Raw genomic sequence first — 26,231 nt, forward strand, 5'->3', positions numbered from 1 at the left:
CGGCGTACAGATGCGCGAAGCCTGGTCCTTTACCCAGTAGATCCACGGGGGCTCCTACATACGTTCGGGTGCGCTGACACCGAGAAGGTTCAATGCGTTAGCGATTGTTTGGCGGGTTGCTTGAGCTAATGCCAGCCGTGCGTAGACAATCGGGGCTGCATCATCGCCCGCCGGTTCTGATTTCTTAGGGAGGATTTGGCAGGAGTCATAGAACCGGTGGAATGTCCCCGCGAGCTCCTCCGTATAGCGCGCAATGCGGTGCGGTTCACGGAGCTCCGCTGCGGTTCCCACCACAGAGGGAAACTCGCCCAGAGTGCGGATAAGCGCACCCTCATAGTCATTGGTCAGAAGAGAGTAATCGGGGTCTTTGACCGCGATATCCGCCGCCTGCGCTTTTCTTCCCAATGAGCACAGCCGCGCGTGCGCGTACTGCACATAAAACACGGGATTGTCGTTAGTTTGGCGGGCCCACAGATCCATATCAATATCCAGTGTTTGATCCACTGAGCTGCGGATAAGCGCATAGCGGGCAGCGTCGACACCAATAAGTTCGACAAGGTCATCGAGCGTGATGACCGTTCCGGCGCGTTTGGACATTTTGACAGCTTTGCCTTCGCGCACCAAGTTCACCATCTGGCCGATGAGAACCTCGACTTGGGTGGGGTCATAGCCCAGTGCCTGCGCTGCTGCCTTGAGGCGGGCGATATAACCGTGGTGGTCGGCCCCCAACATATAAATGCATAAGTTATGCCCCCGTTCGATTTTGTCCCTGATGTAGGCAATATCTCCCGCGATATATGCTGCGTCGCCGTCGGACTTGATCACGACGCGGTCTTTGTCGTCACCAAATGAGGTGCTGCGCAGCCACCAAGCCCCATCGGCCTCGTAGAGGTTGCCATTGTCCTTCAGTTTTTGTATCGCCTGATCCACCGCGCCGGATTCGAAGAGCGAGTTCTCATGGAAGAACACATCGAAGTCGGTGCCGAATTCGTGGAGGGTGCGCTTAATGTGCGCAAACATGAGGTCCACGCCTTCCTTACGGAAGATTTCCTGACGCTCCTCAGGGGGCAGCTGCGTTGCTTCCGGGTGCTTTTCGACGACGGAGGACGCGATGTCCTGAATGTATTCGCCTCCGTAGCCATCCTCTGGGGTGGGCTGGCCGAGTGCGGCCGCGACGAGCGATCGTGCGAAGCGATCGATCTGCCGCCCGTGGTCGTTGAAGTAATACTCCCTGGTAATCGACGCACCGCGGAATGCAAAAATACGGCCGAGAGCATCGCCGACTGCGGCCCAGCGTGTACCACCCAAGTGGATGGGCCCGGTGGGGTTCGCTGATACGAATTCGAGGTTGATGACCTCGTCGCTGAGTTCTGAGCTGCTTCCAAACCGTTCCCCCTCGGCGAGGATGCGACCCACGATTTCTCCCTGAGCAGCGGCGGCCAAACGAATATTGAGGAACCCGGGGCCGGCGACGTCGACAGTGCCGATGGCGGAATTAGTGGCTAAATCTTCTGCTAACCAACCGGCTAGCTCTCGGGGTGATGTCCCCACTTTCTTAGCAATCTGCAAGGCCAAGTTGGTTGCGTAGTCGCCATGTTCCGGGTTGCGGGGTCGTTCTACTGTCACCGTCGGCGGTAAAACCGAGGCATCTTTCCCGTGGTGTGACAATACGGATTCAGCACGCGTGGCAATGAGAGTCGACAATTCTTCGGGAGTCATAGGCCCACAGTGTACGGCACCACACCAGGGTTCCCTATCACCGCCAAGCGCTGCTCCAGCTCGCTGTCAGTTTCGGTTGGTTGAACCGTTTGTCACGACGGAGTGTCGCTGCCAGCTCTTCGCTATTCACCCCGAAAGAGGGTAAATCGGAGATTTTATTTCCGAAACGTTGGTATTGCGTTAATACACATACGTTTCTAGGGAATTTCCGTGCACTGCGCGAATGCTTAATAAAGTTTCCCGACAATCATTTCCATTTCATTTTCAACTCATTTACCTGCGCCAATACACGCTGATCACCTCTGAGGAATGCAGTTTTAGTCCTAAACTGATGATGACGACTTTAACCCTGAGGAGGGCTTGTGCGTATCGCACTATTTTCCACGTGTATCGGGGATGCCCTATTTCCTGACGCTTCCAAGGCGACGGCAGTGATCTTGTCCCGGCTTGGCCACGAAGTAGTATTCCCCGAAGGCCAGACGTGCTGCGGACAGATGCACGTCAACACTGGCTATCAAAGAGAAATCATCCCCCAGATCCGCGACTATGTTGACGCATTCTCGGATCCTTCCATTGACTACGTCATCGCACCATCGGGCTCATGCACGGGCGCGGTCCGCCACCAGCACCACATGGTTGCGGAACGCTATGGCGATAAAGCACTCGTCGACGGTGTGAAGAAGACGGCACCGAAGACCTTGGATCTCTCGGAGTTCCTCGTTGATATCGAGGGGAAAACAAATATTGGTGCTTATTTCCCCCACCGCGTGACGTACCACTCAACCTGCCACTCGCTGCGCATGGTGAAGGTGGGCGACCGCCCCTATCAGCTACTCAAACAGGTCAAGAGCCTGGATCTTGTCCGCCTGCCCGGCGCGGAGGAATGCTGCGGTTTCGGCGGAACGTTCTCAGTCAAGAACGCGGATACGTCGGCCGCCATGGTGGGCGACAAAGCTCGCAATGTTGTCTCGACCGGTGCGGAATTCGTCACCGCCGGCGACCCGAGCTGCCTGATGAATATCGGCGGTAGCTTGTCCCGCCAGCGCTCTGGGGTCCGCGCCCTGCACATTGCGGAAATCCTCGCATCGACTGAAGAACACCCCTGGACGCCGGAAGGCGCGTTCTATTCCAAGGAGGCAATGCTGTGACCATCAGTCTTGGTATGCCGACGATGCCACCCACCGCCCCTGACGGCGTCGGCAATCTTCGCGGTACGGAGAGATTCCAGCAAGCTGCCCGCCATGATCTAAAGAATTCGGTCCAGCGCCACAACTTGCGGATGGCGACGCACACGATTCGAGATAAGCGCGCCCGTGTCGTCGGTGAAATCGACGATTGGCAGCAGCTTCGCGACGCCGGGTCGGCCATTAAACGTGATGTGATGGCTCGGATGCCTGAGCTTCTGGAGCAGTTTGAGGAAGCCGTCACCGCCCGTGGTGGTCATGTGCACTGGGCCCGCGACGCGAAAGAGGCCAATGAGATCATCACCGGTCTTGTGAAGGAGACGGGTGAGAAGAAAGTCGTCAAGATTAAGTCGATGGCGACGATGGAGATCGGCCTCAACGATGCTCTCAAGGAAGCTGGAATTGAGGCGCGTGAAACGGACCTGGCGGAGCTGATTGTTCAGCTTGGTCATGACCGTCCGTCGCACATCGTGGTTCCTGCGATTCACCGCAACCGCGCTGAAATCCGGGACATCTTCATCAAGGAGATGCCCAACACAGATGAGAGTTTGACGGATAACCCTGCAGACTTGGCCGAGGCATCGCGACTCTTCCTGCGCAAGCAGTTTATGGATGCGAAGGTCGCCATTTCTGGCGCTAACTTCGGTATCGCAGAGACGGGCACCCTGTCCATCGTCGAGTCTGAGGGTAATGGCCGCATGTGCCTGACTTTGCCTGAGACCTTGATTTCCGTGATGGGGATTGAAAAGCTCTTGCCGACGTTCAAGGACCTCGAGGTGTTCTTACAGCTGCTTCCCCGGTCCTCCACTGGCGAGCGCATGAACCCCTACACCAGCCTGTGGTCAGGAACGACTGAAGGCGACGGGCCGAAGAACTTCCACATTGTGCTCATTGACAATGGACGCACACATGCGCTGGCGAATGCCATCGGCCGTGAAGCGCTGAAGTGCATCCGCTGCTCCGCGTGCTTGAACGTGTGCCCGGTCTACGAGCGGGCTGGTGGCCACGCCTACGGGTCAACCTACCCAGGCCCAATCGGCGCCATTTTGACCCCACAGCTGGCCGGCATGGAATCCGCTGAGGATCCCAATGCCTCACTCCCCTATGCCTCCTCATTGTGCGGTGCCTGCTTCGAGGTCTGCCCCGTCGAGATCGACATCCCGTCCGCGTTGCTGGAGCTTCGCCACCAGAAGATTGAGCACCACCGGCCGAAGTTCGAGGGCATGATCATGAGCAGCATGGGGCTGGTCTTCGGGAACAAACAGATTTGGAACTTCTCCGCCCGAGCCGCTGTGTTGGGACGCGCTCTCGGATGGCCGAAGGGGAAGATCACGAGCCTGCCGGGCTTCCTCGCTGGCTGGTCGAATGTGCGGGATACGGCAATTCCGCCGAAGAAATCGTTCCGTGCGTGGTTTGCTTCCGAGGAAGGCAAGAGGACTCTGGCCGCTGCCCGGAAGGAAGGCATTCCGGATAACAGTTTCCGCCATGCCGATCACAACACTGGCAACGCCGCCGAAGTAAAGGTCAGTGAACCTGGCGAGCGGAAGACGTCATCGAAGCCTCTCGAGCATGTGCTGGACGACGCTACTTCTAAGTCACAAGCACACGACGACAGCAGCGCTAAGAATTCGTCGAAGGAGGGGAAGTAGTCATGGGATTCCGGTCTACGTCCGCTAAAGAAGAAATCCTCGGACGAATCCGCAACGCAAACAAACTGGCTGGTGTGCCATCGGACCCCTACCCCATTCCACGGGACTACAGGACCAACCGGACCCGGTCCACCGACGAACTAGTTGATCTTCTCGAAGATCGATTGGTGGATTATAAGGCCGACGTTCACATCCTGAAAGAGGCTGACCTGCCGTCCACGGTGGCTGACCTGTGCCGCGAACATGGCTTCTCCAAACTCGGAGTAGCTGAGGGCATCGACGAATCGATTTATTCCTCAGTCTCGGCGGATGTTGAGAAGGATGATCGCTCCACGGATCCACATAAGTTGGGGCGCTTTGATGCGATTATCACGGAATCTCACGTCAGTTCCGCACAGACGGGCACGATCTACCTGGATGGGTCAGCGACGAATGGGCGACGTGCCCTGACGCTGGTCCCCGACTGCCACTTATGCATCGTGCGTGAGGAGTCGATTGTCTACGGTGTTCCTGAGGCAATTGATCGCCTCAACCCGGAGATGCCGATTACTCTTGTCTCTGGACCGTCGGCGACCTCTGATATCGAGTTGAGTCGTGTTGAAGGGGTTCACGGACCACGAACTCTGATCGTGTTGATTGTTCGGAAGTGACTGGTAGATGGGGCATTCTCGCGTGATTGCCGACGCGAGTTACCCCACGTGTTCGTACTTTCACGGCGGAGTGCTAAGGTAGTTTCGTCGTGCGGTGAACACCCCGTTATCCGTTGAATCAGTGTCAAAGGATCGTGGTGTTTTGCCAGTGATGCCTCCGTAGCTCAGGGGATAGAGCGTTGGTTTCCGGTACCAAAGGTCGCAGGTTCGAATCCTGTCGGGGGCACAGTAAAACCCCGCTTTGACCAGTACAGATACTTGGCCAAAGCGGGGTTTAGTCTTTATCTAACTAGCTTGCTTGATCGTCTCTACCTCAATATCCACGTCATCTTCTTTTATTCCTGCAAGATAAGCGATCGCTTCCCGCATTTCATCCGCGGCATCATCGAGGTTTTCCACCTGGGAAACGGCACCCACTTCTGGGCACACGAGGACCCAGACATCACTACTCGTTCCTGGTTCAGCTGTGACAGTAAAAGTAGACATTATTAACCCACCGTCTTTCTTTTCCTCGGTCAAAGCCGGTATACCGCTTTCTATTGTATTGCTTTGAATCCGATAAGAATGAAAGTTATTCGGGTTACATGCCACGGAGGACAGCGTGTGGCGGGGTGTGAATCAGCTAAATCAGGAGTTCCCCCAAAACAAAACCTGAAGCAACCGCCGTTGCAATAGCCACCGTGCCAGGAATAAGGAACGGGTGGTTAAACACGTATTTTCCGATCCGCGTGGTTCCCGTATCGTCCATTTCCACGGCCGCGAGAAGCGTCGGATATGTCGGCAAAATAAACAAGGAACTTACTGCTGCAAACGATGCCACAGCTATGACAGGGCTTACCCCCACCGCCAATGCTGCGGGCATGAGAGCCTTCGTTGTAGCCGCCTGGGAGTACAACAAGGCCGCAGCAAGGAACAACACCACAGCAAGCATCCACGGGTAGTCCTTCAACACGTTCCCGGCTAGATCTTTAATCTGGTCCAGGTGCGCGTCGATAATGGTTGTTCCCAGCCATGCAACACCCATGACGCATATACACGCGGACATGCCCGACTTAAACACCTGAGTCGTCAAAATTTCAGCAGCCGGTAGTCTGCACACGAGCGTAATGATCGTGGCGGTGGCCAGCATCAACGAAATGATGGCTTCATTTCTGGGCAAAGTCGGATGTGAAATTAAGCCCACTTGGTCGGAAATGAGGGTCGCGTAGACCATTACCGCAACAATTGCGATAAGGAAAATCCACACCGAAAGTTTGGAATTCTTTGTGGGGACATACGCCTTCTGACCTTGCGTCCGCTTCACTAGACCTTTAGCTAGCCGATCTTGATAAATCGGGTCATCGCTTAACTCTTTACCCAGGTGATTGGTAATGAACGCTGCAGGAAAAATAGCCAAGAAAGTGGACGGAATAACCACAGCAAGGAGCGTCAGATAGCTCACCCCATGCGGCTCCATTAGCGAGGCCATCAGGACGACCGCGGCCGAAATCGGCGACGCGGTAATCGCAATCTGAGATGCGACAACGGAAATGGATAACGGCCTGGACGGGCGGACACCACCCTCTTTCGCTACTTCGGCAATGACCGGAAGCGTCGAAAAAGCGGTATGCCCTGTACCGGCCAATAACGTCATGAAATACGTGACAATCGGGGCAAGGAATGTGACTCGCTTGGGATTCTTCCGCAAGAAACGTTCAGCAACGTGAACCAGGTAGTCCATTCCCCCGGCCAATTGCATCGCGGCAATCGCCGAAATGACAGACATAATAATGCTGATGACGTCGAACGGGATCTGTTCATGGGACACCGGGACTCCGGTCAGTCCGAGGACAAGTACCCCCAGGCCGCCGGCGAAGCCGATTGCTATTGAACCTAACCGGGCCCCCAGGACAATAGCCGCCAAGACGATCAATATCTGCAGTGCAAACAAAAATCGAGGCTTTCTACTCACGCGTAAACAGGTGAATCAACGGGCGCGACCGCGTCATCATCGCCAACGTTTACAACGGGCCGTAGCCCGGAACGCTTGTGATCCGTCCACACACTAGTACCCCCGGATTCACATCCCCAACACCCCAGGAAGAAGGCACAATTACACTGACATTCACTCTCGGCAGAGGCTCAGGCGCGTGCCGGCGCGGCTTAGGACGTACCAACACATGCCAGAAACGCGAAATTCGCCGTCGATAATCTACTTATCAACGACGAATAAGCGCTCAATCTTGCGGCTACGTGTCAGTTCTAGCGCGCGCTCACCTGCCCGAACCGACTTGCGATCGGAGCCAAAACGAGCGGTCGTGCCGCCATCACAGCTGCAACTGCAACAGCTAGGCCACCGACGAACCAGAGGAAGCCACCCCAGTTCGCAGAGTCATTACCAGCGAACATGTGATTCAGGTTTTCGCGGAAGCCCGTCGTGAAGACAAGGAAGACGTGAACGAAAACGAAGAAAACGAAGAAGATCATCGTCGGGTAGTGAATGTGACGGGCGACCGGGGCCGGGTACAGCTTGTTCAGGTTTTTTGCCTTCTTCGGCCACCATTCACTCATGCGCACGCCCGAGATCGCAGCGAGCGGGGCTGCGACGAAGATCACCAGGAAGTACATGATCTGCTGCAAACTGTTGAAGTTCTCCCAACCGTGTTCCGCCGGCCACTCGAACGACGCATACTGCAATGCTGCGGATAGGGCGTTCGGGAAGACTTTCCAACTGGTCGGCACGAGGCGCGTCCAGTGACCAGTGGAGAACAAGAGCACGACGAAAACCACACCGTTGACCAGCCACAACACATCAAGTGAAGTGTGCAGCCACAAGAAAATGCTGATTTTCTTACCGCCACGTTTCGATTGCCACACGGCGGGAGGCTTTTGCTGATGACGCACTTGCAAACCAGTCCGGATAATCAGCAGCATGAAGAAGAAGTTGAGGTAATGCTGCCATCGAGCCCACAGTGGGAAACCAGGATCCGGCTCGGGCGAAGGATCGTATTCGCCGGGATACTTGTCCACCCATCGAGAGACGGCATCCAGGCTCATCAGCCATCGGGCGCCAACAACCACGATGACGCCGAGGACAATGAGTCCAGCGGCAACGAGGCCTGCGATCTTGCCCCACTGCATCAGACTCTTTTCACCGATCATGATCGGTTCACGCTGCTTCTTCGAGTCCTTCTTCCCGGACTTTTTGGCAGCGTCTTTGCCGGTCTTGCCTTTTCCGGCCTTGCCAGTGCCTGATTTCTTATTGCCCGGCGCTTTCGGCCCACCGGGTTTATTCGCAGCTGGAGCTTTTGCGCCCGGCTTGCCTGGTGCGCCTGCGCCCGGTTTGCTGGGTTTCCCTGGCTTCCCTGGCGCACCAGGTTTCTTAGCTCCAGGTTTACTGGGGGCACCGGGAGCGGCTGCTCCAGCCGCCGAGGGTGCCTTCGGAGCGCCTGGAGCGGACGGTGCTTTAGGTGCCCCTGGAGCGGACGGTGCCGAGGGGGCTTTCGGTGCGCCCGGGGCCTTGGGAGCTCCCCCTGCTTTGGCGGATGCCGGAGCCTTCGGAGCCCCAGGAGCACCCGGTGCAGATGGTGCAGACGGGGCTTTCGGTGCGCCCGGAGCTTTAGGCGCTCCACCCGCTTTAGCGGACGTCGGCGCTTTTGGCGCGCCTGATGCAGATGACGCTTTTGGCGCACCGGGGGCCTTCGGGGCACCGCCTGCCTTAGCAGCAGACGGAGCCTTCGCTGTCTTAGGAGCACTAGGGGCTTGTGGATCACCATCGGACTTGGTGTCGCCAGAATCCTCCGGTGCCCTACTAGCTGGTCCTGCGCCGGGAGCTTTTGGCGCGCCTGGTGCTGCCGGAGCGCCAGGGGCTTGCGACTTAGCGCTGAGCTTCGGTTTGTCGCCCGACCCGGCGTCGTCACCCTGAGTAGTGGCGCTATCGACCTCGCGCGGCTCCACCGCCTCCGTCGTCGTGTCATCGCTGTCAGACGCGGCTGGAGCACGTTTTTTCGAGGCCTCCGATGGGGATGGGCTCCCCGGTGGGGGTGGAGGAACTGGCGACATCGTAGATCTCTCCTCATCAATTCAAGCTCGTCATTAAGTCGCGGCAATCCTGGTCCCGGTGTCCGAGTGCGACGGTTGTACCCCACCGCCGGGTTGTCCACGCTGAGATAACCACCGATATACGGTCAGCATCTTTCGTAGATAGCCCAAGCGAGCGGACTCACAGAACCGTCACGACTGATCGTCGCGATGAAAGAATATCAACAGCTTACTGTGAACAGTGTCACTAAAGGGTGAAAAGCCACAGATCTGAAAATCACAGCTCCCCCCGCCCACCCAAGAAAGCGGTTTCGCCCAAAAGACCCACTTGTAGTGTGGCCATAAACTCGATGAACGCACAGCACATCAAATGACCTGTCTCTATACTTGATACGTAGCACTACTTGGTGTTCGGATACGACCGAATTCATTCGGTCGCCTACCGGAAAAGCGTCGTCAATTGATTGAGATGAAAGGACACAGCAATGGCAGATACCGTTATCGAGACCTACAACGAAGATGGTGAATGGAAGAACCGTCCTCAGGGTAATGAACGTGCAACCAGCACCCACGAGACCAAAGAGGAAGCTGTCGAATACGGCCGTAAACTCGCCAAAGAACGCAAGGGCGACCACATCATCAAGAATCTGGACGGCACTATTTCTGAGCGTCACTCTTACTCGGAATAGTTCGAAGCAATAAAGAACGAGCCCACGAAGAGCACACGGTTTAGAAGGCCGCGTGGCTTACTATGAGCGAGTGGCGAAGCGTGTTAGCCGGTGCTCTTCTCACGGGCTCAGTTGATCACGCAACAATTTCCAGCACCACCGCTCTCCCACTGCGCGAGCATCGAGTGAATCTGATGTTTCCCAATACAACTGTTATCTCTACTACTGACCCACTTCCATCTAGTCTCCGTACCGCCCGAGACCGAGCGCGCAGCGTTGAAATATTCACGGGAGCGGGGATGAGCGCTGATAGCGGTTTAGATACTTTCCGCGATGCAGAGACTGGTTTATGGAGTCACGTGGATCCCCAAGCGATGGCCAGTATTGATTCGTGGCGGGAGGATCCCGATCCCATGTGGGCCTGGTATCAGTGGCGGGAACAATGTGCGCGTGAAGCGCAGCCGCATGCCGGGCACAAAGCGTTGGCTCGGTGGGGTGCGCGCGATGGGGTGACGATGCACACCACCACCCAAAATATCGATGACCTGCACGAACGCGCGGGAGCAACAAATGTGGCGCACCTCCACGGCCGCCTGAACGAATATCGATGCAGCGTGTGTGGAAAGCCCGCGCCCGGTGAAGAACCCCCAGCCCACCCCGTTGAGCGGCTCGCTCCCCCTCGCTGCGTCGAGTGCGGGGGAACAGTCCGCCCTAGCGTCGTGTGGTTTGGCGAGGCCCTGCCATCCAAAGATTGGTCAGAGGCAGAAGCAGCCATGAACGACGCCGACCTGGTGGTCATCGTCGGAACGTCTGGCGTCGTTTATCCGGCAGCATCATTGCCGACGCTTGCCGCGCGCCGTGGCACCCCCATCGTGGAGGTCAGCCCGGCCGAGACTGACCTTACCCAGTTAGCTACGTGGTCGATCCGGGCGAACGCCGCCGAAGGTTTGCCCTGGCTCGTCGACCAATAGCCTTCTTCTACTCCTCGAATTCACCGCAGGGATCGTGGACATTCCCCACAAGATCTTTGACTGAGTCAATGACACGGCTAGGCCGGTAGGGGAAGTCCTCAATCATGTCGTCGTCGGTAATACCGGACCGGACGAGGATTGTTTTCATACCGGCTTCCATCCCGGCCTTGATGTCGGTATCCATGCGATCGCCCACCATGATGGTGTTCTCGGAGTGGACACCGATACGGCGAAGGGCCGACCTCATCATCATCGGATTCGGCTTACCGACGTAATAGGGTTCCTTCAACGATGCCGTCTGAATCAGAGACGCGACAGCACCGGTAGCGGGCAGCACCCCTTCCGGCGATGGCCCCGTGATATCAGGGTTAGTACAAATAAACTTTGCACCTCGGCGGATGAGCCGAATCGCTGTCGTAATGGCCTCAAAGGAATACGTGCGGGTTTCCCCAAGCACAACGTATTCGGGATCCGAGTCAGTCAGAATCCACCCTATTTCGTGAAGCGCAGTGGTTAATCCGGATTCACCGACGACGTATGCCGTCGAGACTTCTTTCTGGCTAGCGAGAAAAGCTGCCGTGGCTTTGGCCGATGTCCAGATACGCTCGGCGGGAATATCGATCCCCGTTCGCTCTAAACGAGCCGAGAGATCGCGCGGGGTATAGATCGAATTGTTGGTGAGCACCATATATTCGACGTCATTTTCGCGGAGCTCGTTAAGGAACTCATCCGCACCGGGAATGATCTCGCCTTCTTTGACCAAAACGCCATCCATATCTGTGAGGAAAGAGATGGGGTCATCGCGCTGAGGCGGAGTATTGAGAACATCGGTGACAGGCACGCGTGGCTTTTCGCCTTGATCGACGCTACTGGAGGTCACGCTTTCTGCTTCTCGCGCATTTTCCGCATTTTTCTTGTCGTCTGACATGTTGTCTATTCTCGTCCTTTCAGCTATTGATCCACAATGTAGAACGCGGTGGGATAGCGCCAACAGCGCTCAGTTCCAGAAATCAATCGGTTCCGATGATTACTTCGTTCTGGTCATTTCGATCCTTTTCGCTGCTTCGACAGATTTATACCTTTCAGGAACACATGTCATGACGATGATCTGGTGTTTCTTTCCTGATTCCGTCAGGAGTTCATTCATTTTCGTGGCCCGCTCGGTATCCGCATAGCCGAGGGCATCGTCGAGGAAGACAGGCACACTCTGGTCCCCCACAAGCTCCGCGACTGCTAGGCGCTGGATAATCTGGAGTTGCTCGGCTGCACCACCGGAGAGCTCGGCGAGATTAACTACTCGACCATTGAGGACACGCTTCGAGATTGTCGACGCGCTAGTGGCTTGTTTGCCCCTGTGTTTCCTGCCTGTTGATCCGCCGTGAGCGGCATCGTCCTCTGACGTAAATGACACGTCCGGGCCGAAAACGTGGCCAGCCTTCTCAGTAAGAAGGTTGATATATGGCTCGAGGTACTCTTTCTTCGCATCCTCATAGTGCTTTTCCACCAGCTCGTGCAAGCGGCGAATAGCGTTGGCTCGCATCGTGACAGCCTTGAGAGTGTTTTCTTTTTGCTTGAGGATCGTCCTTTTCTCCTGAAGATCTGCATCAGGCGACCCAGATCCTTCAATCTGTCCTCGAAGATGATTCTGCTGTGCCTTCGAGTTTTCGATTACGTGCAGAAGATCTCTTTCTCGGCGTTTGGCGTCCTCGAGTTTCTTAGTGTTCTGCTCAGGGTCGAGTGCTTTGAGATCGTGGACGGCTTTGTCGTATGCACCGCGTCGGTAGGCCCACTGTTCTTCCGCTTCATGGAAGTTATTCGCCAGAGCCTCGTCGGACAGAGCCTCCTGCGCTTCGGTTAACTTTTCTAAAGCTCTGTCGCGTTCCTTGTTCGCCGAATCGCGATTGGCTTTTTCACGCGATAGCTGGGCTGACACATCTTCTTGACGAAGTTTCTCCAGGTCGACGCGTGCCACATCACAAGCGTGCTCAGCACGGTCCCTTTCCGCCCTAGCTAAATGAATGTCCTCACTCGACGGCGCACTGTCAACTTTTAAAACCTCATGAGCTCGTCCCGTGGACGTAAGGTCAGTACCTGAATCATGGTCAGGAGCACTCTGTTCCTCCCGATCGAGGAGTTCTTGATACTGATCTTCACAGTCGTCGGCAGAACGACTCAGCTCGTGTAGCTTCGCCTCGATGGCTTCACGTGGTTGGTTTCCCCAGGCTATTTCTTGATCACGCTGTGCGACATCACGTTCATTGCGAGCCTGGGTATAGGCATGATGACGTTGTTCGGCGTCATCAAAGGATTCCAACCCATGCTTTTTTAACAAGCCTTTGAAGGCCTCGTGTGCGGAATCGACATCTTTCCTTCGATCACTCATTTCAGCAGAGGGACAGATTTCTAGTGTGTATTCCCCTAGTTCAATGCGCTGGGGCCTATCCATGGGATATTCCCCTACAGCGTCGTCCCCGTCGGGCCCCTCGACATGGATAGTTCCTACCGCAAGACCTAGAGCCTCTTCTTGGTTACGCCATGCCTCTTGACTCTTTTTCAAATCATCAAACGCGTCATCGTCGATAATGGATGAGCCGTTATTGAGTTTGCTCTCAGCTTCCTGCCGACGCTTGTTAGCAGCATCTCCTGACAGTAGCTTGGTCCGAACCTGTTCGGCCTCCTTCGTGGACGCGGCCCAATCTCTGTGAATTTTGAGCTTGTCCAACTCTAAATCCGCACACGTTTTAACCCGCTGCGCATCGTCATACGTATCTTGAGCAGCTTTGAGCCGCCCCTCATAGGATTCAGCTTGTTTTGCTACCTGGTTATATCTTTCTTCTACCTTCGCCGCCTGCTGTTGGCGTTCAGCATAGTCGTCGCGAAGCTGCGTCCGACTTTGTTTTAACTCTTGCTGATGTTGAAGCGCAGATTCAGCGTCTTTCCGATCTTGTTCCGCCTGCTTCAGTTTCGCTTGAGCCTCATCGATTTTCTTTTTTTCGTTTTGCGCACTGTGCAGTAACGCACCCACGTCAATAAGTGTTTTTTTATTGTCGTCGAGTTTGTGGGTTATTCTCTCCAGCTCTGCTCGCAAATTCGCTAATTTTTCTGCAGCCTTTTCGGCATCTTCTTCATCTCCCTTTGCCTCTTCATACCCACTGATAGCGTCTTTATGCATGCCTGCTCGCGGTTTGCCCACTGCTGTGAAGTATTTGTCAAACTCACTCTTAATGTCTCCTCGCAAACCAACCGCGTCGCTATCGTCATTACTATCAGATTCTGAGAGACTGTTTTCGAGTGCAGCATAGTTTCCGACGTCGAGGAAATCCCATGTCCCACTAACCTGACTGACCGTCAAGGCGTCAAAAGGCAATGATTGGTCACTTGAGGAAAACACCTCCTCAACCCATTTCTCTGCGTCTTTTCCGGTTTTGGTTGTTCGCTGCGGACTAAGAATCGTAAGTTCTGCTTGAGAGTTTTTCAGCCATCTCTTGTACATCGAGAAGTGCTGTCCGTCGACGGTCATCTCCACGGTAACTTGGGGGGCAACATCCTTGTCCACCGGTTTAGCAGCTTTAACTTCCGCTTTTGAGCTTGAGTACGAGGCAGACTTCCACATCGTTAGTGCTTTAACAACACTAGATTTCCCCACCTCATTCGGCCCAGAGATCACTGTTACACCAGTGTCCGGGAATTCTAAGGTAACGTGGTCGATAGTACGGAAGTTACTAATATCAATTTTGTGGATTTGTATGACCATTACTCGCTTTCCTGATACTTCTGATTAAGTTGGTAAAGAATTCTTAGCGCTTCCCTATCGGTATCGTCTTCAGGATCAAGATCGTCGAGAACTTTCCGAAAATACCCGTGTAAATTAAAGGCATCCGCATCGAGGGAGTCCGGCACAATGCTGAGTTTGGTTTTACCTTCGTGGTCGTAAAAAGCCGCGAACTTAGAAGCTAAGCGTTGTTTGTACTCCTCTATCCGGCTATCTTGTTCAAGGCTGATCCTTCCGGAGAGCGTGCTCCTTACGACGGTCGTTGAGGCGTCACGCATGTTATTGAGATCAGAAAACCATTGTTCTATATCCGCGTCAGTGTTCACTTCGCGCACATCGGAATGGAAGGACCACTCGGCCACATGGACAGGATCGACGGTCAACGTCGTTGTTCCATCGGCGACATCAATATCAACAACTAAGCAGTATCCGGAGTCTCGTTCACGATCGTCCAGATCAGTTGGCTCAGGGGATCCCGAGAACCACATACCTCCAAGGTCATCGAGTTCTTCTACGGAGTGGGTGTCTCCCATGGCGATGTAGTCGACCTGGTGAGTACTTAATGCTTGATCAACGTTGTCCAGGTCGACCGCGTGATCTGCGTGAGCCGTAGACTCATACCAATCCCGTCGGGGCTGACCATGTCCTACCAGGACCCGGACCCCGGAAGACGGTTCAAGGTTGCGTAAGGCAGCCGAGACCGTATCTTCAGTTGGTTTATTGCTGGTCAGCGGCGCTCCTACAACTTCAATACCGCCAAGGTGGTGGATGGAATTGTCGGAAATAATGATTCCACCCGCCTCTTGTATGCGGGTAGCAAATGGCGAGTTCCACACGCTCCCGATCTGGTAGGGGTCATGGTTACCAGGTAAGAACACGATGGGGATCGGCGTGAAGCGTTCAATCGCCTCAATGAAGCGGCTCTGTATCCGCTCCCCTACCTGCGGCGAGTCAAAGACGTCGCCGGCGACCACGACGGCATCACACTGCCGGTCATGAGCTATATCTGCCATCCGTTTAATGACCGTGAAACGAGCTTGTGCGTAGAGCGCTTGGGAATCAAGGCCACCGTCGTCGTTATTCGTGTTTTTGTCTGTTTTCAGGAACCACCGTTCCATTCCTAGTTGCCAGTCTGAGGTGTGGAGAATGCGGGCATGGCCACGTGCTGAGGAATGCCCGTGATTAATCGTGCGTGTTACTTTCTCGGGGTGAGAGTGTGAGGGAGCCATAATTATCCTTCGTCAGTTATCCTTCGTCATTCGGGGACTGATCTACGTGTTCTTGTTGTTCGTCGGGGTGAGCCATTTCTGGCGGTGCGGTCATGAGGTGGTGATAAGCGTCTTCGAGGTCACTGCGTGCACTGAGCTGCCCCACCGCCCCATACGAAACCCAACTGAGGACTTTCATGAGGGCTTGTTGGTCGTGGTCTTCCAGTGCCGATGCTTTCTTCACGTCCGGTGGATCTGGGTAGTTGGTGGGCACGCCCCAAAACGTCTCGGGGTCGGTCTGTTGCCCATCGACGCCATAAGCAGACAAATTGCCCCCACCTGCATCCCATCCACGTCGCGCTGTTGCGTTGTTCTGTCCGAATGCATCAGAACTGGGGAGATCCGGAGTCGATGACGACGTCCCGCGTCCAGTCTCTGGGTATCCCTGGGCCTGATGAACTCGCCGAGAGATGTCCGCTCCGGTGGTGTTGGCCACGCGGAGAATACTGAAAGGATCGCTGGTAAACCGCTCTTGCAGATATAGGCCAACGGCATAGATATGTTTGCACCACGGGTCCGGGTCAGGGCAGCTGCATGACCACCGTGCATCATCGAACGGGAACAGCATGCTTTCGAGGCGACGGTCTTCCTGCGCATGCACAAAACTGTCGTGTGCCTGATCATCGTCGGCCAGGTACTTAATAGCGTGGTCGACGGCATCGGGGTCATGCGGAACATACGCATGAATGGTGAACGGCTCCGGCTGAGACCCCATCACCTGGGCGACTATCTGCCAATCCTCGACGTCTACTCGCAAGAGGGCGTCCTGCCGGAAGTAATCGCGGCCTCGCTTCTTCCTCCCGGCCTCGGTATTGTCATCGAGCTGGCGCATGATTACTGAGGCTGGCCACGGGTGAGCACTGCGGTCGTCGTGGCCATGAGGCCGACGAGAACTAGAGCGTCGCTTTCCCCCTGATTGTCGGTTCACTGACCTCGCGGATCCCCCGTGCTGAGATTGACGCGCACGTCGATGAGGGGCCGCGGTCTCTTCCTTATCTGCGTCAGCGGTGTTTCGGTTTCGACCGAAGTTCAGGTAGATAACGTTATCGTCAACGGTGAGACGGCGACGCTTATCGCCTGATCGCGAGTGATTATGTGGTGTGTCACTCATGGCGTCTCCTGGCATTGCTGGTCGTTGGCAGGCTATGCCGCGCCCGAGCGTTGGTGTATTCGGACCGAATTGGCTTCGTAGATTCCTTCATGGCAACCAACTGGATCAGCTCATCGTCTGATAACTCGGAGATCCAAGCCTCACCAGTGCCGACAACGGCGCTGGCCAGCTGGAGTTTTCCTTCGATAATATCGTTGATTTTTTCTTCGATCGTTCCTTTACTAATTAGCTTATACACACTGACGTCGTGTTCTTGGCCAATGCGATATGCACGGTCAGTAGCTTGATTTTCGACGGCCGGATTCCACCACCGGTCCATGTGAATAACAACACTGGCTCCAGTGAGGTTCAGGCCGGTTCCCCCTGCTCGGAGGGACAAAATCATGATCGGCGGGCCCGCCGGGGAATTAAAAGTATTCACCATGCGGTCCCGTTCTTTTCGCTCTACCGAGCCGTTAAGAAAAGGGACGTCAATTCCATATCGGTTGTTGAAATATGTTTTGAGCATATTCCCGAACACGACGAATTGGGTGAAGATAAGCACCTTTCGTCCCTGCTGGAGCGCTTCATCCACGAGGGGTTCGGCGATGGCGACTTTTCCGGAACGATGGTGAGATCCGTCCAAGAATGGTGAGTCGTCTCCCAGGTACTGCGCGGGGTGGTTGCATATCTGCTTTAACCCCGTGAGCAGCTTAAAAATCAACCCACGACGATCCATTCCTCCCTGTTTGGACTCGAGTTCCTTAGCCACTGTAGCCGTGACGGCTTTATACAGGCTCGCCTGTTGCGGAAGCATCCCTGCTACCAATACGGCTTCGTTCTTTTCGGGAAGATCATCAACAACAGCGGGATCAGTCTTCACTCTCCGGAGAATGAATGGTTGCGTGAGCGCTTTTAAGTCCGCTGTGAGGTTGTCGTCGTGGTACCGCTCAATGGGGATCGAGTACCGGTCGCGGAACTCGTTACGCTTCCCAAAGAGGCCTGGATTACAAAAGTCCATCACTGCCCACAGCTCATCCAACCGGTTTTCGACGGGCGTGCCGGTCAGCGCAAGCCGGTGAAATGCCTGCAAGGTCCGGACAGCTTTCGCGTTCTTCGTACTGGGGTTCTTCACTTGCTGGGCTTCATCTATGACGATGCGGTGAAAGTACGTCCGCCCTAAAACCTCTTGATCACGCGTCGCAATGGCATACGTGGTGACAATGAGATCGGTTTCGGCGATCTTGTCCGTCAGCGCTTCACCCTCAAGCCGCTCCGGACCGTGGTGTAAGTACGTGCTCAGGCCCGGCGCGAATTTTTTTGCCTCCGCAATCCAGTTCCCAATCACCGATGTCGGAGCAATAACAAGGACCGGCCCTGAGGGCACCGCATTTTCTTTTTCATAGGTTAAGAGCGTCAGCGTCTGCAGTGTTTTTCCGAGACCCATATCATCAGCCAGCACGCAGCCAAGATGTTGCGACGTCATCCACGCGAGCCAATCAAAACCTCGACGCTGATATTCTCGCAACTCAACAGTAATCCCCGACGGCGTGTCCATGCGCTGAGGCGCAATGGCTTTATTCACTCCGATGAGCGCACTAATCCACGTCGCTGCTTCCACCATCACGCTGGGTTCGTCCGCGTTGGGGTCGTCGAGATCCTCTTCGCCGTCGCCAGGTGACCCGGCTATTCCGTCGGCAATAATTGATCCTGCTTCGCCATCGTCGCGAAGATCGCGACGAATCTCGTCGGTAGCGCGACGTAGCTGACCTACTGTCACCTGACTCTCGTCGGTACCGCTGTTGCTATTGTCAGAAGTCCTGTTTACCAGGGACGATAAGTGCTTCGATGCCGCTTTGAGCACGCGAGTATCAGCCTGCACCCATTTCCCTCGGATGTTGACGAGGTCCGTGCTGGATTGGAGGAGGTCATCTACCTCCGCGGACGATAGTTGGGTGCCACCCATAGATGCGGACCATGAAAAGTCCAAGAGCTGGTCGAAACCCAGCTTCGCGTCGCCTGGCCCGTTCACCACCGCGGGCTGCGCTGACAGCGACACTCGGACTTTTTCTTTTGTCCATGGCGCCGGAACGAGGACGCGGAACCCTATGTGCCGAAGCGCATCTGCACCCCGGTCAATGAATTCCACAATGTCGTTCGTGGATAAAAGGTAGTCACGCGTATCGGGGTCAATGCCATACGTGGCGAGTTGCGGCCACACATGGCCTGCCAGCTCTAGTTGCTCGTCCACACGCTTGCGAAGTGCAGGGTCATTGATCGGCTGCGGAATCGGTGCGGGCGCGTCGGTACCCGAGCGGTAAGCCAAACGGATCCGCCACTGGATTTCGGGTTCAGGCGCCACGGTGGCACCGAAGTCATGAACGTTGTCAGTTGTACCGACGAGCCGGGACGCGTCCTCGTCTCGGACTATGTCCGCCTCCGCGAGCTCACGGGAGGCACGCGGATCCGCCGGGTTGAGACGCGGCTCTTCCGTTTCCACATCATCGGGTTCGTGGACAATAAAGATGAGGTCATAGCTTTCCGACGACATTTTGCTACGCCACGTATTGATATCGACGACCATCGACCCGGTCGCCCGATCCAACGGTGATCCGTCAATAAGTGAGCGGACCAAAGGCTGAACAATCTCCTCTTGATCGGGCATAGAGACCAACGTCCGCCGCGATAAAGCGTCGATAAGTGGGACGGAAATTCGTTCAGCGAGATCACGGCCGCCGGAGAGCGTTAGTACCTCTGGTGTTGCTTCAACCATCTGGGCAAGCCAAACGCGTTCCGCCATGCCGACGGCGGGCTGCCACATCGGAATCCATTCCTGATCAACCCACTGCATTCGAAAGAGGACACGCCCCGACATGCGGAGTTTTTCCAATCCGCGCAAGAGGGTAAGCACGAATTCCGTTTCCGGCGCGATACCCACGTCGTCCGGAAGCTCATCATTGTCCTGCAACCGGGCCAGCGCTATCAGGAACTCGACCGTCTGATCCGGAGTGAACTCTACTGTCGGGATCGTCAACTCGCGGAGCCGCCCTTTTGGCGTTGATAGCACAGCATGTGCCCGCCGTGGCGCCACTGTCCGTCGACCACGATTAGTTAACGCATCCAGAATGACCTGCGGAAACTGGTCACGTGGCAGGTCAGAATAATTAGCCACCACCTTGTGACCATCGGTCTCCTCCACCCACACATGCATGCCGGAATGCACCGGCCACAAAACATGGAGAAGATACGCAGTCATGGTTTCATTGATACCAGGCCCACGAGACAAACAGTCGATACATCCATAGAACACCGTCGAACATATTTTCGATAGAGTCGCCAAAACCACGTGACAACGACGTGAAAACCACGAAAAACTAAGGATCAGTGTGGGCAAAACAGCTCGCCGGATTTGATACGCCTACTTATCCGTGACACCCTGAAAACGCTCTTCTATCAATCCCCAATTTTTCTATTCGTATTTGTTCGTATTCTTTGTCCCTATTCGTAGCGGTTCATGATTGATGGAACTGCTGTCCCAGCACGCTAACCACCGAGGAGTCTTTGTGAGTCAACAAACGTGGTTCATTATCGCCATGGTGATTTATCTGCTCGCCATGCTTGCGATAGGTCTGTATTCGTTCCGCCAAACCGATGAATACGACGATTACATGCTTGGCGGACGCGGCCTGCACCCGTTCGTCGCCGCCCTCTCCGCCGGGGCGTCGGACATGTCCGGCTGGCTCCTCATGGGGCTGCCTGGCGCCATGTACGTCTCGGGCTTCGGCCAGCTATGGATGCCCATCGGCCTCCTGATCGGCTGTTGGGCTAACTGGAAGTGGACCGCCCCACGGTTGCGTTCCTACACGGAAATCGCAGATAACTCCATCACCATCCCGTCGTTCTTGGAAAAACGGCTCAACGACAAGAGCCATGCGCTTCGTATAGCCGCTGGCCTCATCATTTTGGTTTTCTTCACCTTCTACGTCGCGTCAGGAATGGTGTCCGGCGGCAAGTATTTCCAGTCGACGTTCGGCGGCGACTACCTCGTCGGCATGCTGGTCATTGCGTGTGTGACCGTTGCGTACACCTTCATCGGTGGTTTCTTGGCTGTGTCCTACACGGATACCGTCCAGGGCCTGATCATGTTCATCGCGCTGATCCTGGTCCCCACCTTCGCTTTGCTGCACATGCATGACGCCGGCTCAATCTGGACGTACCAGACCGAGCACAACTACGGCTTCCACGAAGCATTGAGCTCCAACCCCCACTGGTTCTCCCTTTTCAACGGCGTGTCCTTCATCACCGCCATCTCAGGATTGGCATGGGGCTTGGGTTACTTCGGACAGCCACACATCATTGTCCGCTTCATGGCTCTGCGTAAGCCGTCTGAGGCACGATCCGGGCGTCGCTACGGCGTTGTGTGGATGTCCCTCTGCATCATCGGCGCAACTATGGTGGCCGTCATTGGGCCTTCCTTCTTTGGCCAGGACTCCTCAATCCACATCGACGACACTGTCAACTACGAGACGATCTTCCTGGATATGGGACAGATTTTGTTCCACCCGCTGATCGCTGGTCTCATTTTGACGGCGGTTCTTGCGGCTATCATGTCGACGATCGCCTCTCAGCTGCTCGTTGTCTCCTCTGCGCTGGTTGAGGACATCTACAACGGTCTGATCAACAAGAACGCGAGCCACAAGACGTTGATCAACCTCTCACGCGCTGCTGTGATCATGGTGGCCGTCGTTGCTGCCCTGCTGGCTTTGGATCCGAACAGCCAGATCCTCAACCTGGTGTCCTTCGCCTGGGCCGGCTTCGGATCTGCGTTCGGTCCAATGGTGGTGGCCGCACTGTACTGGCGTCGTCTGAACTACCAGGGTGCGCTGGCTGGGATGGTCACTGGTGCGGTCGTGGCCTTCGTTTGGGGCCAGTGGATCGTTGACACCCCGTTCGGCAACGGACTCTACGAGATGATCCCGGGCGTCATTTGCAGCACAATCGCTATGATCGCCGTGACCTTGGCGACGCCCAAACCTGACAAGAGCATCACCGACGGCTTCGACGAGGCCTCCCGCCTCGCGCGCGTCGCGGAAGCCAACCCCGAGCTGAACATCGCCACAGCTCAGGAGAAGATCGAGGAAGGCAACATCAAGGCCTAGTTTTCCTTGGAACCTCACCACGTGGAGTGCGTCTAAACAGACGTGCTCCACGTTTTTTCATCTTCGCGTACTTATTACCACCGACGCAGGCTCAGGGTCGTCACTCTCGTCCTGGTCGCAGGGCTTCTCGTTGTAACGATAGTCGCCATTAAGCATCGCCCGGAAACCAGCGAGCGTCGATCGTTGGACGCGCTTCTATCGTCGGCACGAATCATTGACTACCGGACCACAATTCTGGGGTATCAGCGCGATAAATTCGGCGACGGGTGGGCACGATCCCCTACCCCACAAGGAACATGGTGCACCACCCGGCAACACGTCCTTCGCGAACAGCTTGATGACATAAAAACAGCTGACACCTGCGACGTCGTCGGCGGGCGTGGACTCGACCCTTACACAGGCAAGAGCCTCACCATCGGATCTATCGACATCGACCACATCGTGCCACTCGCTGCCGCGTGGGACTTGGGTGCGGCACGGTGGTCGCGCGAGGAACGGATGAGCTTTGCCAATGACAGGAAACGGAATCTGGTGGTGACCGATTCCCATGTGAACAGGACAAAGAGCGACAAAACACCAGAAGAATGGATGCCGCCGAGCACACGACAAGCCTGCTGGTACGCCACCACCTACGCCAAGGTGATTGTCGCGTACGATCTCGCGCTGACTCAACGGGACGCGAGTGCCCTTCGGGAGGCCTGCTGAGAAAACCAAACAGAACACCGGGCCCAGCGCATCGCCACGCCACCACGCTCAACGTCGAATCTGACTTCGTGTCATGCCATCGACCCCTCGGCCGGCCACTATCCGCTGGCAGGTACCCTATTGACAGACGACGTATTCATTGACGACCCCTGACCCCAAAGAAAAGGACACATCGTGCCTGAACACTTCATGGTGCTTATCCACGTCATTGCGGCGATCATCCTGATCGGCCCTGTCATGGTAGCCACCTCACAATTCCCGAAAGCTGCACAAGCAGCGCATAACGGTGATGAGTTAGCGCGAGGCCGAGCCCAATCGCTGCACTCGATCACCAAAGCCTACGGATTGTGGTCCTTGCTCGTTCCCCTTATCGGATTTGGTACCCTCTTTACCGTCGACGGTGCCCTCAAGAACTACTTCATCCACACCGGCATATTACTGACGGTGATCGGGTGGGGAATCCTCTTCTTCGTGATCGTTCCTAAGCAAAGGACCCTGATCGCGGACCTCAATCTTCTCGACGAGGCCGACGACATCGAACCCGACGAGGTTCCGCCCGCACAGTGGGATAAGACCCCGGGCATGCTCAACATGTTCTCCGGAATTTTCAACGCCCTGTGGGTTATCACCGCTATCTTGATGTTCTTCCGACCTTAAGTCGTTGACGCCACAGGACGTATAACTGCGAAGAGGCCGACAGCGCAATGCTGCCGGCCTCCATTTGTTTTATTACTGGTTCAGGGCGGGGTTTAATCCCTCCCAATCGCCGGTTTAGTACCGGTCGTCGCGACTACGCCCACGAAAACCGCGGTCATTGAAGCCACGGCCGCCTCGGCCATTCCAATCCCGGCCACTACGGTTCCGATCATTGCGGCCCCCATCACGACGATCGTTGCGACCACCGTCGCGGCGTCGGTCTCCACGATCCCATGAATCGCGTCCACCGCGACCACGATCATCACGGCCCCGATCGTCACGACCACGCCCACGGAATCCACGGTCGTTGAAACCACGACCACCATCACGACCACGTGAACGACGGTCACCATGACCGCGATCATTGAATCGGCCGCCGCGACGATCACCCGACTGGCGATCCCGCTTATGCGCACCCGGCCGTCCCGCTGGCGCACCCGGATCCGGCTCAATCTTGATGAGCTGGCCGGACACACGCGTGTCCTCCAACGCCTCAAAGACCTCCATCGGCAAATCCGCAGGGAGCTCAACCAAGGAGTGCTCCGGGAAGATCGAAATCTTACCGAAATCACGGGAGTTGAGGCCGCCCTCATTCGCGATGGCACCCACGATGGCACCAGGCCGAACCTGCTGACGCTTACCCACCGCGATCTTGTACACAGCCATTTCTTTACCCGTGCGATCAGTGAACCGCGGGGGTTCCTTGCCACTGAAGCGCTCGTTCAGACTACGGGTATCGGGCTCGCGGTCATTCCTGCGGCCTCGTCGATCATTACGACGATCGTTACGTCGGATGGTGTCTTCCTTCAACAGGAATTCGTCACCCGATTGCGATTGGGTTGCGAGCGCAGCAGCAATATCTGCCAGCGGTGTTTCGTGCTCCTCGGCGTAGGAGTTGATCAGGCCACGGAACAAATCAACCTGCGGATCTGCCAAGGACTCCGTGATCGACTGCGCAAACTTCGCCTTGCGGGTCTCGTTGACCTCATCAACCGTCGGCAATTGCATTTCCTCAATCGAGGACTTGGTTGCACGCTCGATGGACCGCAACAAACGACGCTCACGCGGGGTTACGAACAAAATCGCCTCACCGGAGCGCCCCGCACGGCCGGTACGCCCAATACGGTGCACATAGGACTCCGTATCGTGCGGAATGTCATAGTTGACGACGTGGGAAATGCGCTCGACATCCAAGCCACGAGCGGCCACATCCGTCGCAACCAGAATGTCCAGGCGACCGTCACGCAACTGATCGACGGTCCGCTCACGCTGATTCTGCGCCATGTCGCCATTAATCGCGGCGGCAGAGAACCCGCGGGCACGAAGCTTCTCCGCGAGCTCCTCAGTATTCTGCTTCGTCCGCGCGAACATGATCATCGCATCGAACTCGGTGACCTCGAGGATACGGGTCAACGCGTCCAGCTTGTAATGGTGATTGACCAGCAAATACTGCTGGTGGATGTTGTCCGCCGTGCGCTGTTGCGATTTAATCGTGACTTCGCGCGGATCCTCCAGGTACTGCTTTGACAACCGACGGATCGACGCCGGCATCGTCGCAGAGAACAACGCCGTCTGCTTATGTTCCGGAGTATCAGCGAGAATACGCTCAACGTCCTCCTGGAAACCCATGTTGAGCATCTCATCGGCCTCATCCAAGACGAGGTATTTGAGCTCGGAAAGATCCAGGCTGCCGCGCTCCAGATGGTCGATCACGCGACCGGGCGTACCCACCACAATGTGGGCTCCACGCCGCAACCCCGACAGCTGAATGCCATACGACTGACCACCATAAATCGGGAGGACATGCACACCACCCAAATGGTCAGCGAACTCCTGAAACGCATCCGCCACCTGCAGCGCAAGCTCACGCGTCGGCGACAACACCAATGCCTGGGGCTTCTTCTGCGAGCGGTCCAACCGCGACAGGATCGGCAGCGCAAAAGCAGCCGTCTTACCGGTACCGGTCTGAGCTAAGCCGACAACATCCCGCCCCTGAGCGAGGATCGGAATCGTGGCCGCCTGAATAGGCGACGGGGTCTCGAATCCGACCTTTTTCACAGCACGGACGACGTCATCGCTCAAGTCAAGATCGTCGAAAGACGGACCCTCGTCTTTGTCATCATCGGTGTCCGTTGATGCATCTTTGGCCGACGTTTCTTTGTCCGAGGCGTCCTGATCGGACGTGCTCTCCTGCTCAGGCGCATACTCCGCACGGGTTTCGTCACCGCCGTTTTCAGTCGAAGCGGTGTGTGCCTCATCCCCACTATCTGCCACGTCTGAGCTCGTCGTCGGCTCAGACTTATCCTTCGAATCATCCACCGAATCAGCGGAGATCACGTCGTCCAACGTCAACGCATCATCCTCAGCGCCGCGTTGCTCATCCACATTCTCATTCACACTCATGTCAGTGCCCTGCGTCGGGCCTTCACTCTCATTTCCCATTGCGGAGCTTGCGCTCTCGCCTCCCTTAACGGAGTTTGTCTCAAAGTCGATCGGGGTGGTGGGCTCGTCAGCCATATATTTTTACCCATCTATTTTCTGCCCGACATATCCGTTTCAACGCTCACATCCAACGCGCGTAACTTCATCGGAGGCCATCACTGGTGAACTCTCAACCAGGCTGGACACTCAACCGCACTTCGTCAACAGCTTTCACACTCGACTTCCACCACAGCGCTCT

General features: G+C 55.9%; 18 protein-coding genes and 1 tRNA gene. 9 read left to right on the forward strand and 10 right to left on the reverse strand.

Annotated features, from left to right (window positions below; genetic code table 11):
- Positions 1–54: 54 nt before the first annotated feature.
- On the reverse strand, positions 55–1,719 hold the full coding sequence (gene argS / locus KCQ76_RS02235; protein ID WP_046205127.1) for an arginine--tRNA ligase: 1,665 nt from the start codon (positions 1,717–1,719) through the stop codon (positions 55–57).
- 362 nt (positions 1,720–2,081) lie between these two features.
- On the opposite strand from argS, the gene KCQ76_RS02240 reads away from it, so the two are divergent.
- The 4 genes from KCQ76_RS02240 to KCQ76_RS02255 all read left to right on the forward strand — a co-directional run bounded on the left by KCQ76_RS02240 (position 2,082) and on the right by KCQ76_RS02255 (position 5,428).
- Positions 2,082–2,867 (forward strand): (Fe-S)-binding protein, encoded by a 786-nt coding sequence (locus KCQ76_RS02240; protein WP_046202537.1) that lies wholly within the window; start codon positions 2,082–2,084, stop codon positions 2,865–2,867.
- Positions 2,864–4,552, forward strand: coding sequence for a LutB/LldF family L-lactate oxidation iron-sulfur protein (locus KCQ76_RS02245; RefSeq protein WP_221914778.1), 1,689 nt, complete (start codon positions 2,864–2,866; stop codon positions 4,550–4,552). The genes KCQ76_RS02240 and KCQ76_RS02245 overlap by 4 nt, the downstream gene beginning before the upstream one ends.
- 2 nt (positions 4,553–4,554) lie before the next feature.
- Positions 4,555–5,202 carry a LutC/YkgG family protein gene (locus KCQ76_RS02250; RefSeq protein WP_046202539.1) on the forward strand — a complete coding sequence of 216 codons (648 nt, stop codon included), beginning with the start codon at positions 4,555–4,557 and terminating at the stop codon, positions 5,200–5,202.
- 153 nt (positions 5,203–5,355) lie between these two features.
- Positions 5,356–5,428, forward strand: a tRNA-Arg gene (locus KCQ76_RS02255).
- Between the two features lie 59 nt (positions 5,429–5,487).
- Here the strand turns inward: KCQ76_RS02255 and KCQ76_RS02260 are convergent.
- From KCQ76_RS02260 to KCQ76_RS02270, 3 genes are all read right to left on the reverse strand, one after another.
- Positions 5,488–5,688: a hypothetical protein gene (locus tag KCQ76_RS02260; protein WP_060941859.1), complete on the reverse strand. Its 201-nt coding sequence runs from the start codon at positions 5,686–5,688 to the stop codon at positions 5,488–5,490.
- 136 nt (positions 5,689–5,824) lie between these two features.
- Positions 5,825–7,132 (reverse strand): anaerobic C4-dicarboxylate transporter, encoded by a 1,308-nt coding sequence (locus tag KCQ76_RS02265; protein ID WP_046202540.1) that lies wholly within the window; start codon positions 7,130–7,132, stop codon positions 5,825–5,827.
- A gap of 311 nt (positions 7,133–7,443) precedes the next feature.
- Positions 7,444–9,243: a cytochrome b/b6 domain-containing protein gene (locus KCQ76_RS02270; protein WP_082089779.1), complete on the reverse strand. Its 1,800-nt coding sequence runs from the start codon at positions 9,241–9,243 to the stop codon at positions 7,444–7,446.
- Between the two features lie 464 nt (positions 9,244–9,707).
- On the opposite strand from KCQ76_RS02270, the gene KCQ76_RS02275 reads away from it, so the two are divergent.
- Together KCQ76_RS02275 and KCQ76_RS02280 are read left to right on the forward strand one after the other, a co-directional pair.
- Positions 9,708–9,911: a DUF2188 domain-containing protein gene (locus tag KCQ76_RS02275; protein ID WP_046202541.1), complete on the forward strand. Its 204-nt coding sequence runs from the start codon at positions 9,708–9,710 to the stop codon at positions 9,909–9,911.
- Between the two features lie 173 nt (positions 9,912–10,084).
- Positions 10,085–10,861: an NAD-dependent deacylase gene (locus KCQ76_RS02280; protein ID WP_046202748.1), complete on the forward strand. Its 777-nt coding sequence runs from the start codon at positions 10,085–10,087 to the stop codon at positions 10,859–10,861.
- 7 nt (positions 10,862–10,868) lie between these two features.
- On the opposite strand, the gene KCQ76_RS02285 is transcribed toward KCQ76_RS02280, so the two are convergent.
- From KCQ76_RS02285 to KCQ76_RS02305, 5 genes are all read right to left on the reverse strand, one after another.
- On the reverse strand, positions 10,869–11,636 hold the full coding sequence (locus KCQ76_RS02285; RefSeq protein ID WP_041629424.1) for an HAD-IIA family hydrolase: 768 nt from the start codon (positions 11,634–11,636) through the stop codon (positions 10,869–10,871).
- 252 nt (positions 11,637–11,888) lie between these two features.
- Entirely contained in the window at positions 11,889–14,615 is a 2,727-nt protein-coding gene (locus KCQ76_RS02290; protein WP_221914779.1) for an AAA family ATPase, read from the reverse strand.
- Positions 14,615–15,862 carry a metallophosphoesterase family protein gene (locus KCQ76_RS02295; protein ID WP_046202543.1) on the reverse strand — a complete coding sequence of 416 codons (1,248 nt, stop codon included), beginning with the start codon at positions 15,860–15,862 and terminating at the stop codon, positions 14,615–14,617. The genes KCQ76_RS02290 and KCQ76_RS02295 overlap by 1 nt, the downstream gene beginning before the upstream one ends.
- Before the next feature lie 16 nt (positions 15,863–15,878).
- On the reverse strand, positions 15,879–17,012 hold the full coding sequence (locus tag KCQ76_RS02300) for a hypothetical protein (RefSeq protein ID WP_046202544.1): 1,134 nt from the start codon (positions 17,010–17,012) through the stop codon (positions 15,879–15,881).
- Complete coding sequence (locus KCQ76_RS02305; protein WP_052722204.1) at positions 17,005–20,247, reverse strand: DEAD/DEAH box helicase; 3,243 nt, start codon at positions 20,245–20,247, stop codon at positions 17,005–17,007. The genes KCQ76_RS02300 and KCQ76_RS02305 overlap by 8 nt, the downstream gene beginning before the upstream one ends.
- A gap of 307 nt (positions 20,248–20,554) precedes the next feature.
- Here KCQ76_RS02305 and putP point away from each other — a divergent pair, with 307 nt between their 5' ends.
- The 3 genes from putP (at position 20,555) to KCQ76_RS02320 (ending at position 23,512) form a co-directional block, all read left to right on the forward strand.
- Positions 20,555–22,150, forward strand: a complete 1,596-nt coding sequence (gene putP / locus KCQ76_RS02310) for a sodium/proline symporter PutP (protein ID WP_046202545.1) — start codon at positions 20,555–20,557, stop codon at positions 22,148–22,150.
- Between the two features lie 42 nt (positions 22,151–22,192).
- Complete coding sequence (locus KCQ76_RS02315; RefSeq protein WP_052722203.1) at positions 22,193–22,855, forward strand: HNH endonuclease family protein; 663 nt, start codon at positions 22,193–22,195, stop codon at positions 22,853–22,855.
- A 174-nt stretch (positions 22,856–23,029) separates the two neighbouring features.
- The gene (locus tag KCQ76_RS02320) at positions 23,030–23,512 is read left to right on the forward strand and encodes a DUF2269 domain-containing protein (protein WP_236881194.1); all 483 of its coding nucleotides are present in this window, start codon (positions 23,030–23,032) and stop codon (positions 23,510–23,512) included.
- Between the two features lie 114 nt (positions 23,513–23,626).
- On the opposite strand, the gene KCQ76_RS02325 is transcribed toward KCQ76_RS02320, so the two are convergent.
- Positions 23,627–26,068 carry a DEAD/DEAH box helicase gene (locus tag KCQ76_RS02325; protein ID WP_046202546.1) on the reverse strand — a complete coding sequence of 814 codons (2,442 nt, stop codon included), beginning with the start codon at positions 26,066–26,068 and terminating at the stop codon, positions 23,627–23,629.
- Positions 26,069–26,231: the final 163 nt, after the last annotated feature.

The sequence above is a fragment of the Corynebacterium parakroppenstedtii genome (assembly GCF_019754935.1).
GTDB lineage: Bacteria > Actinomycetota > Actinomycetes > Mycobacteriales > Mycobacteriaceae > Corynebacterium > Corynebacterium parakroppenstedtii.

What these genes read in the sequence shown, in the direction of transcription:
- KCQ76_RS02300 (WP_046202544.1), bottom strand. Translation starts at nt 17,012, where the DNA reads ATGAGTGACACACCACATAATCACTCGCGATCAGGCGATAAGCGTCGC.
- KCQ76_RS02285 (WP_041629424.1), bottom strand. Translation starts at nt 11,636, where the DNA reads ATGGATGGCGTTTTGGTCAAAGAAGGCGAGATCATTCCCGGTGCGGAT.
- KCQ76_RS02325 (WP_046202546.1), bottom strand. Translation starts at nt 26,068, where the DNA reads ATGGCTGACGAGCCCACCACCCCGATCGACTTTGAGACAAACTCCGTT.
- KCQ76_RS02290 (WP_221914779.1), bottom strand. Translation starts at nt 14,615, where the DNA reads ATGGTCATACAAATCCACAAAATTGATATTAGTAACTTCCGTACTATC.
- KCQ76_RS02280 (WP_046202748.1), top strand. Translation starts at nt 10,085, where the DNA reads ATGTTTCCCAATACAACTGTTATCTCTACTACTGACCCACTTCCATCT.
- KCQ76_RS02275 (WP_046202541.1), top strand. Translation starts at nt 9,708, where the DNA reads ATGGCAGATACCGTTATCGAGACCTACAACGAAGATGGTGAATGGAAG.
- KCQ76_RS02270 (WP_082089779.1), bottom strand. Translation starts at nt 9,243, where the DNA reads ATGTCGCCAGTTCCTCCACCCCCACCGGGGAGCCCATCCCCATCGGAG.
- KCQ76_RS02260 (WP_060941859.1), bottom strand. Translation starts at nt 5,688, where the DNA reads ATGTCTACTTTTACTGTCACAGCTGAACCAGGAACGAGTAGTGATGTC.
- KCQ76_RS02295 (WP_046202543.1), bottom strand. Translation starts at nt 15,862, where the DNA reads ATGGCTCCCTCACACTCTCACCCCGAGAAAGTAACACGCACGATTAAT.
- argS (WP_046205127.1), bottom strand. Translation starts at nt 1,719, where the DNA reads ATGACTCCCGAAGAATTGTCGACTCTCATTGCCACGCGTGCTGAATCC.
- KCQ76_RS02250 (WP_046202539.1), top strand. Translation starts at nt 4,555, where the DNA reads ATGGGATTCCGGTCTACGTCCGCTAAAGAAGAAATCCTCGGACGAATC.
- KCQ76_RS02305 (WP_052722204.1), bottom strand. Translation starts at nt 20,247, where the DNA reads ATGACTGCGTATCTTCTCCATGTTTTGTGGCCGGTGCATTCCGGCATG.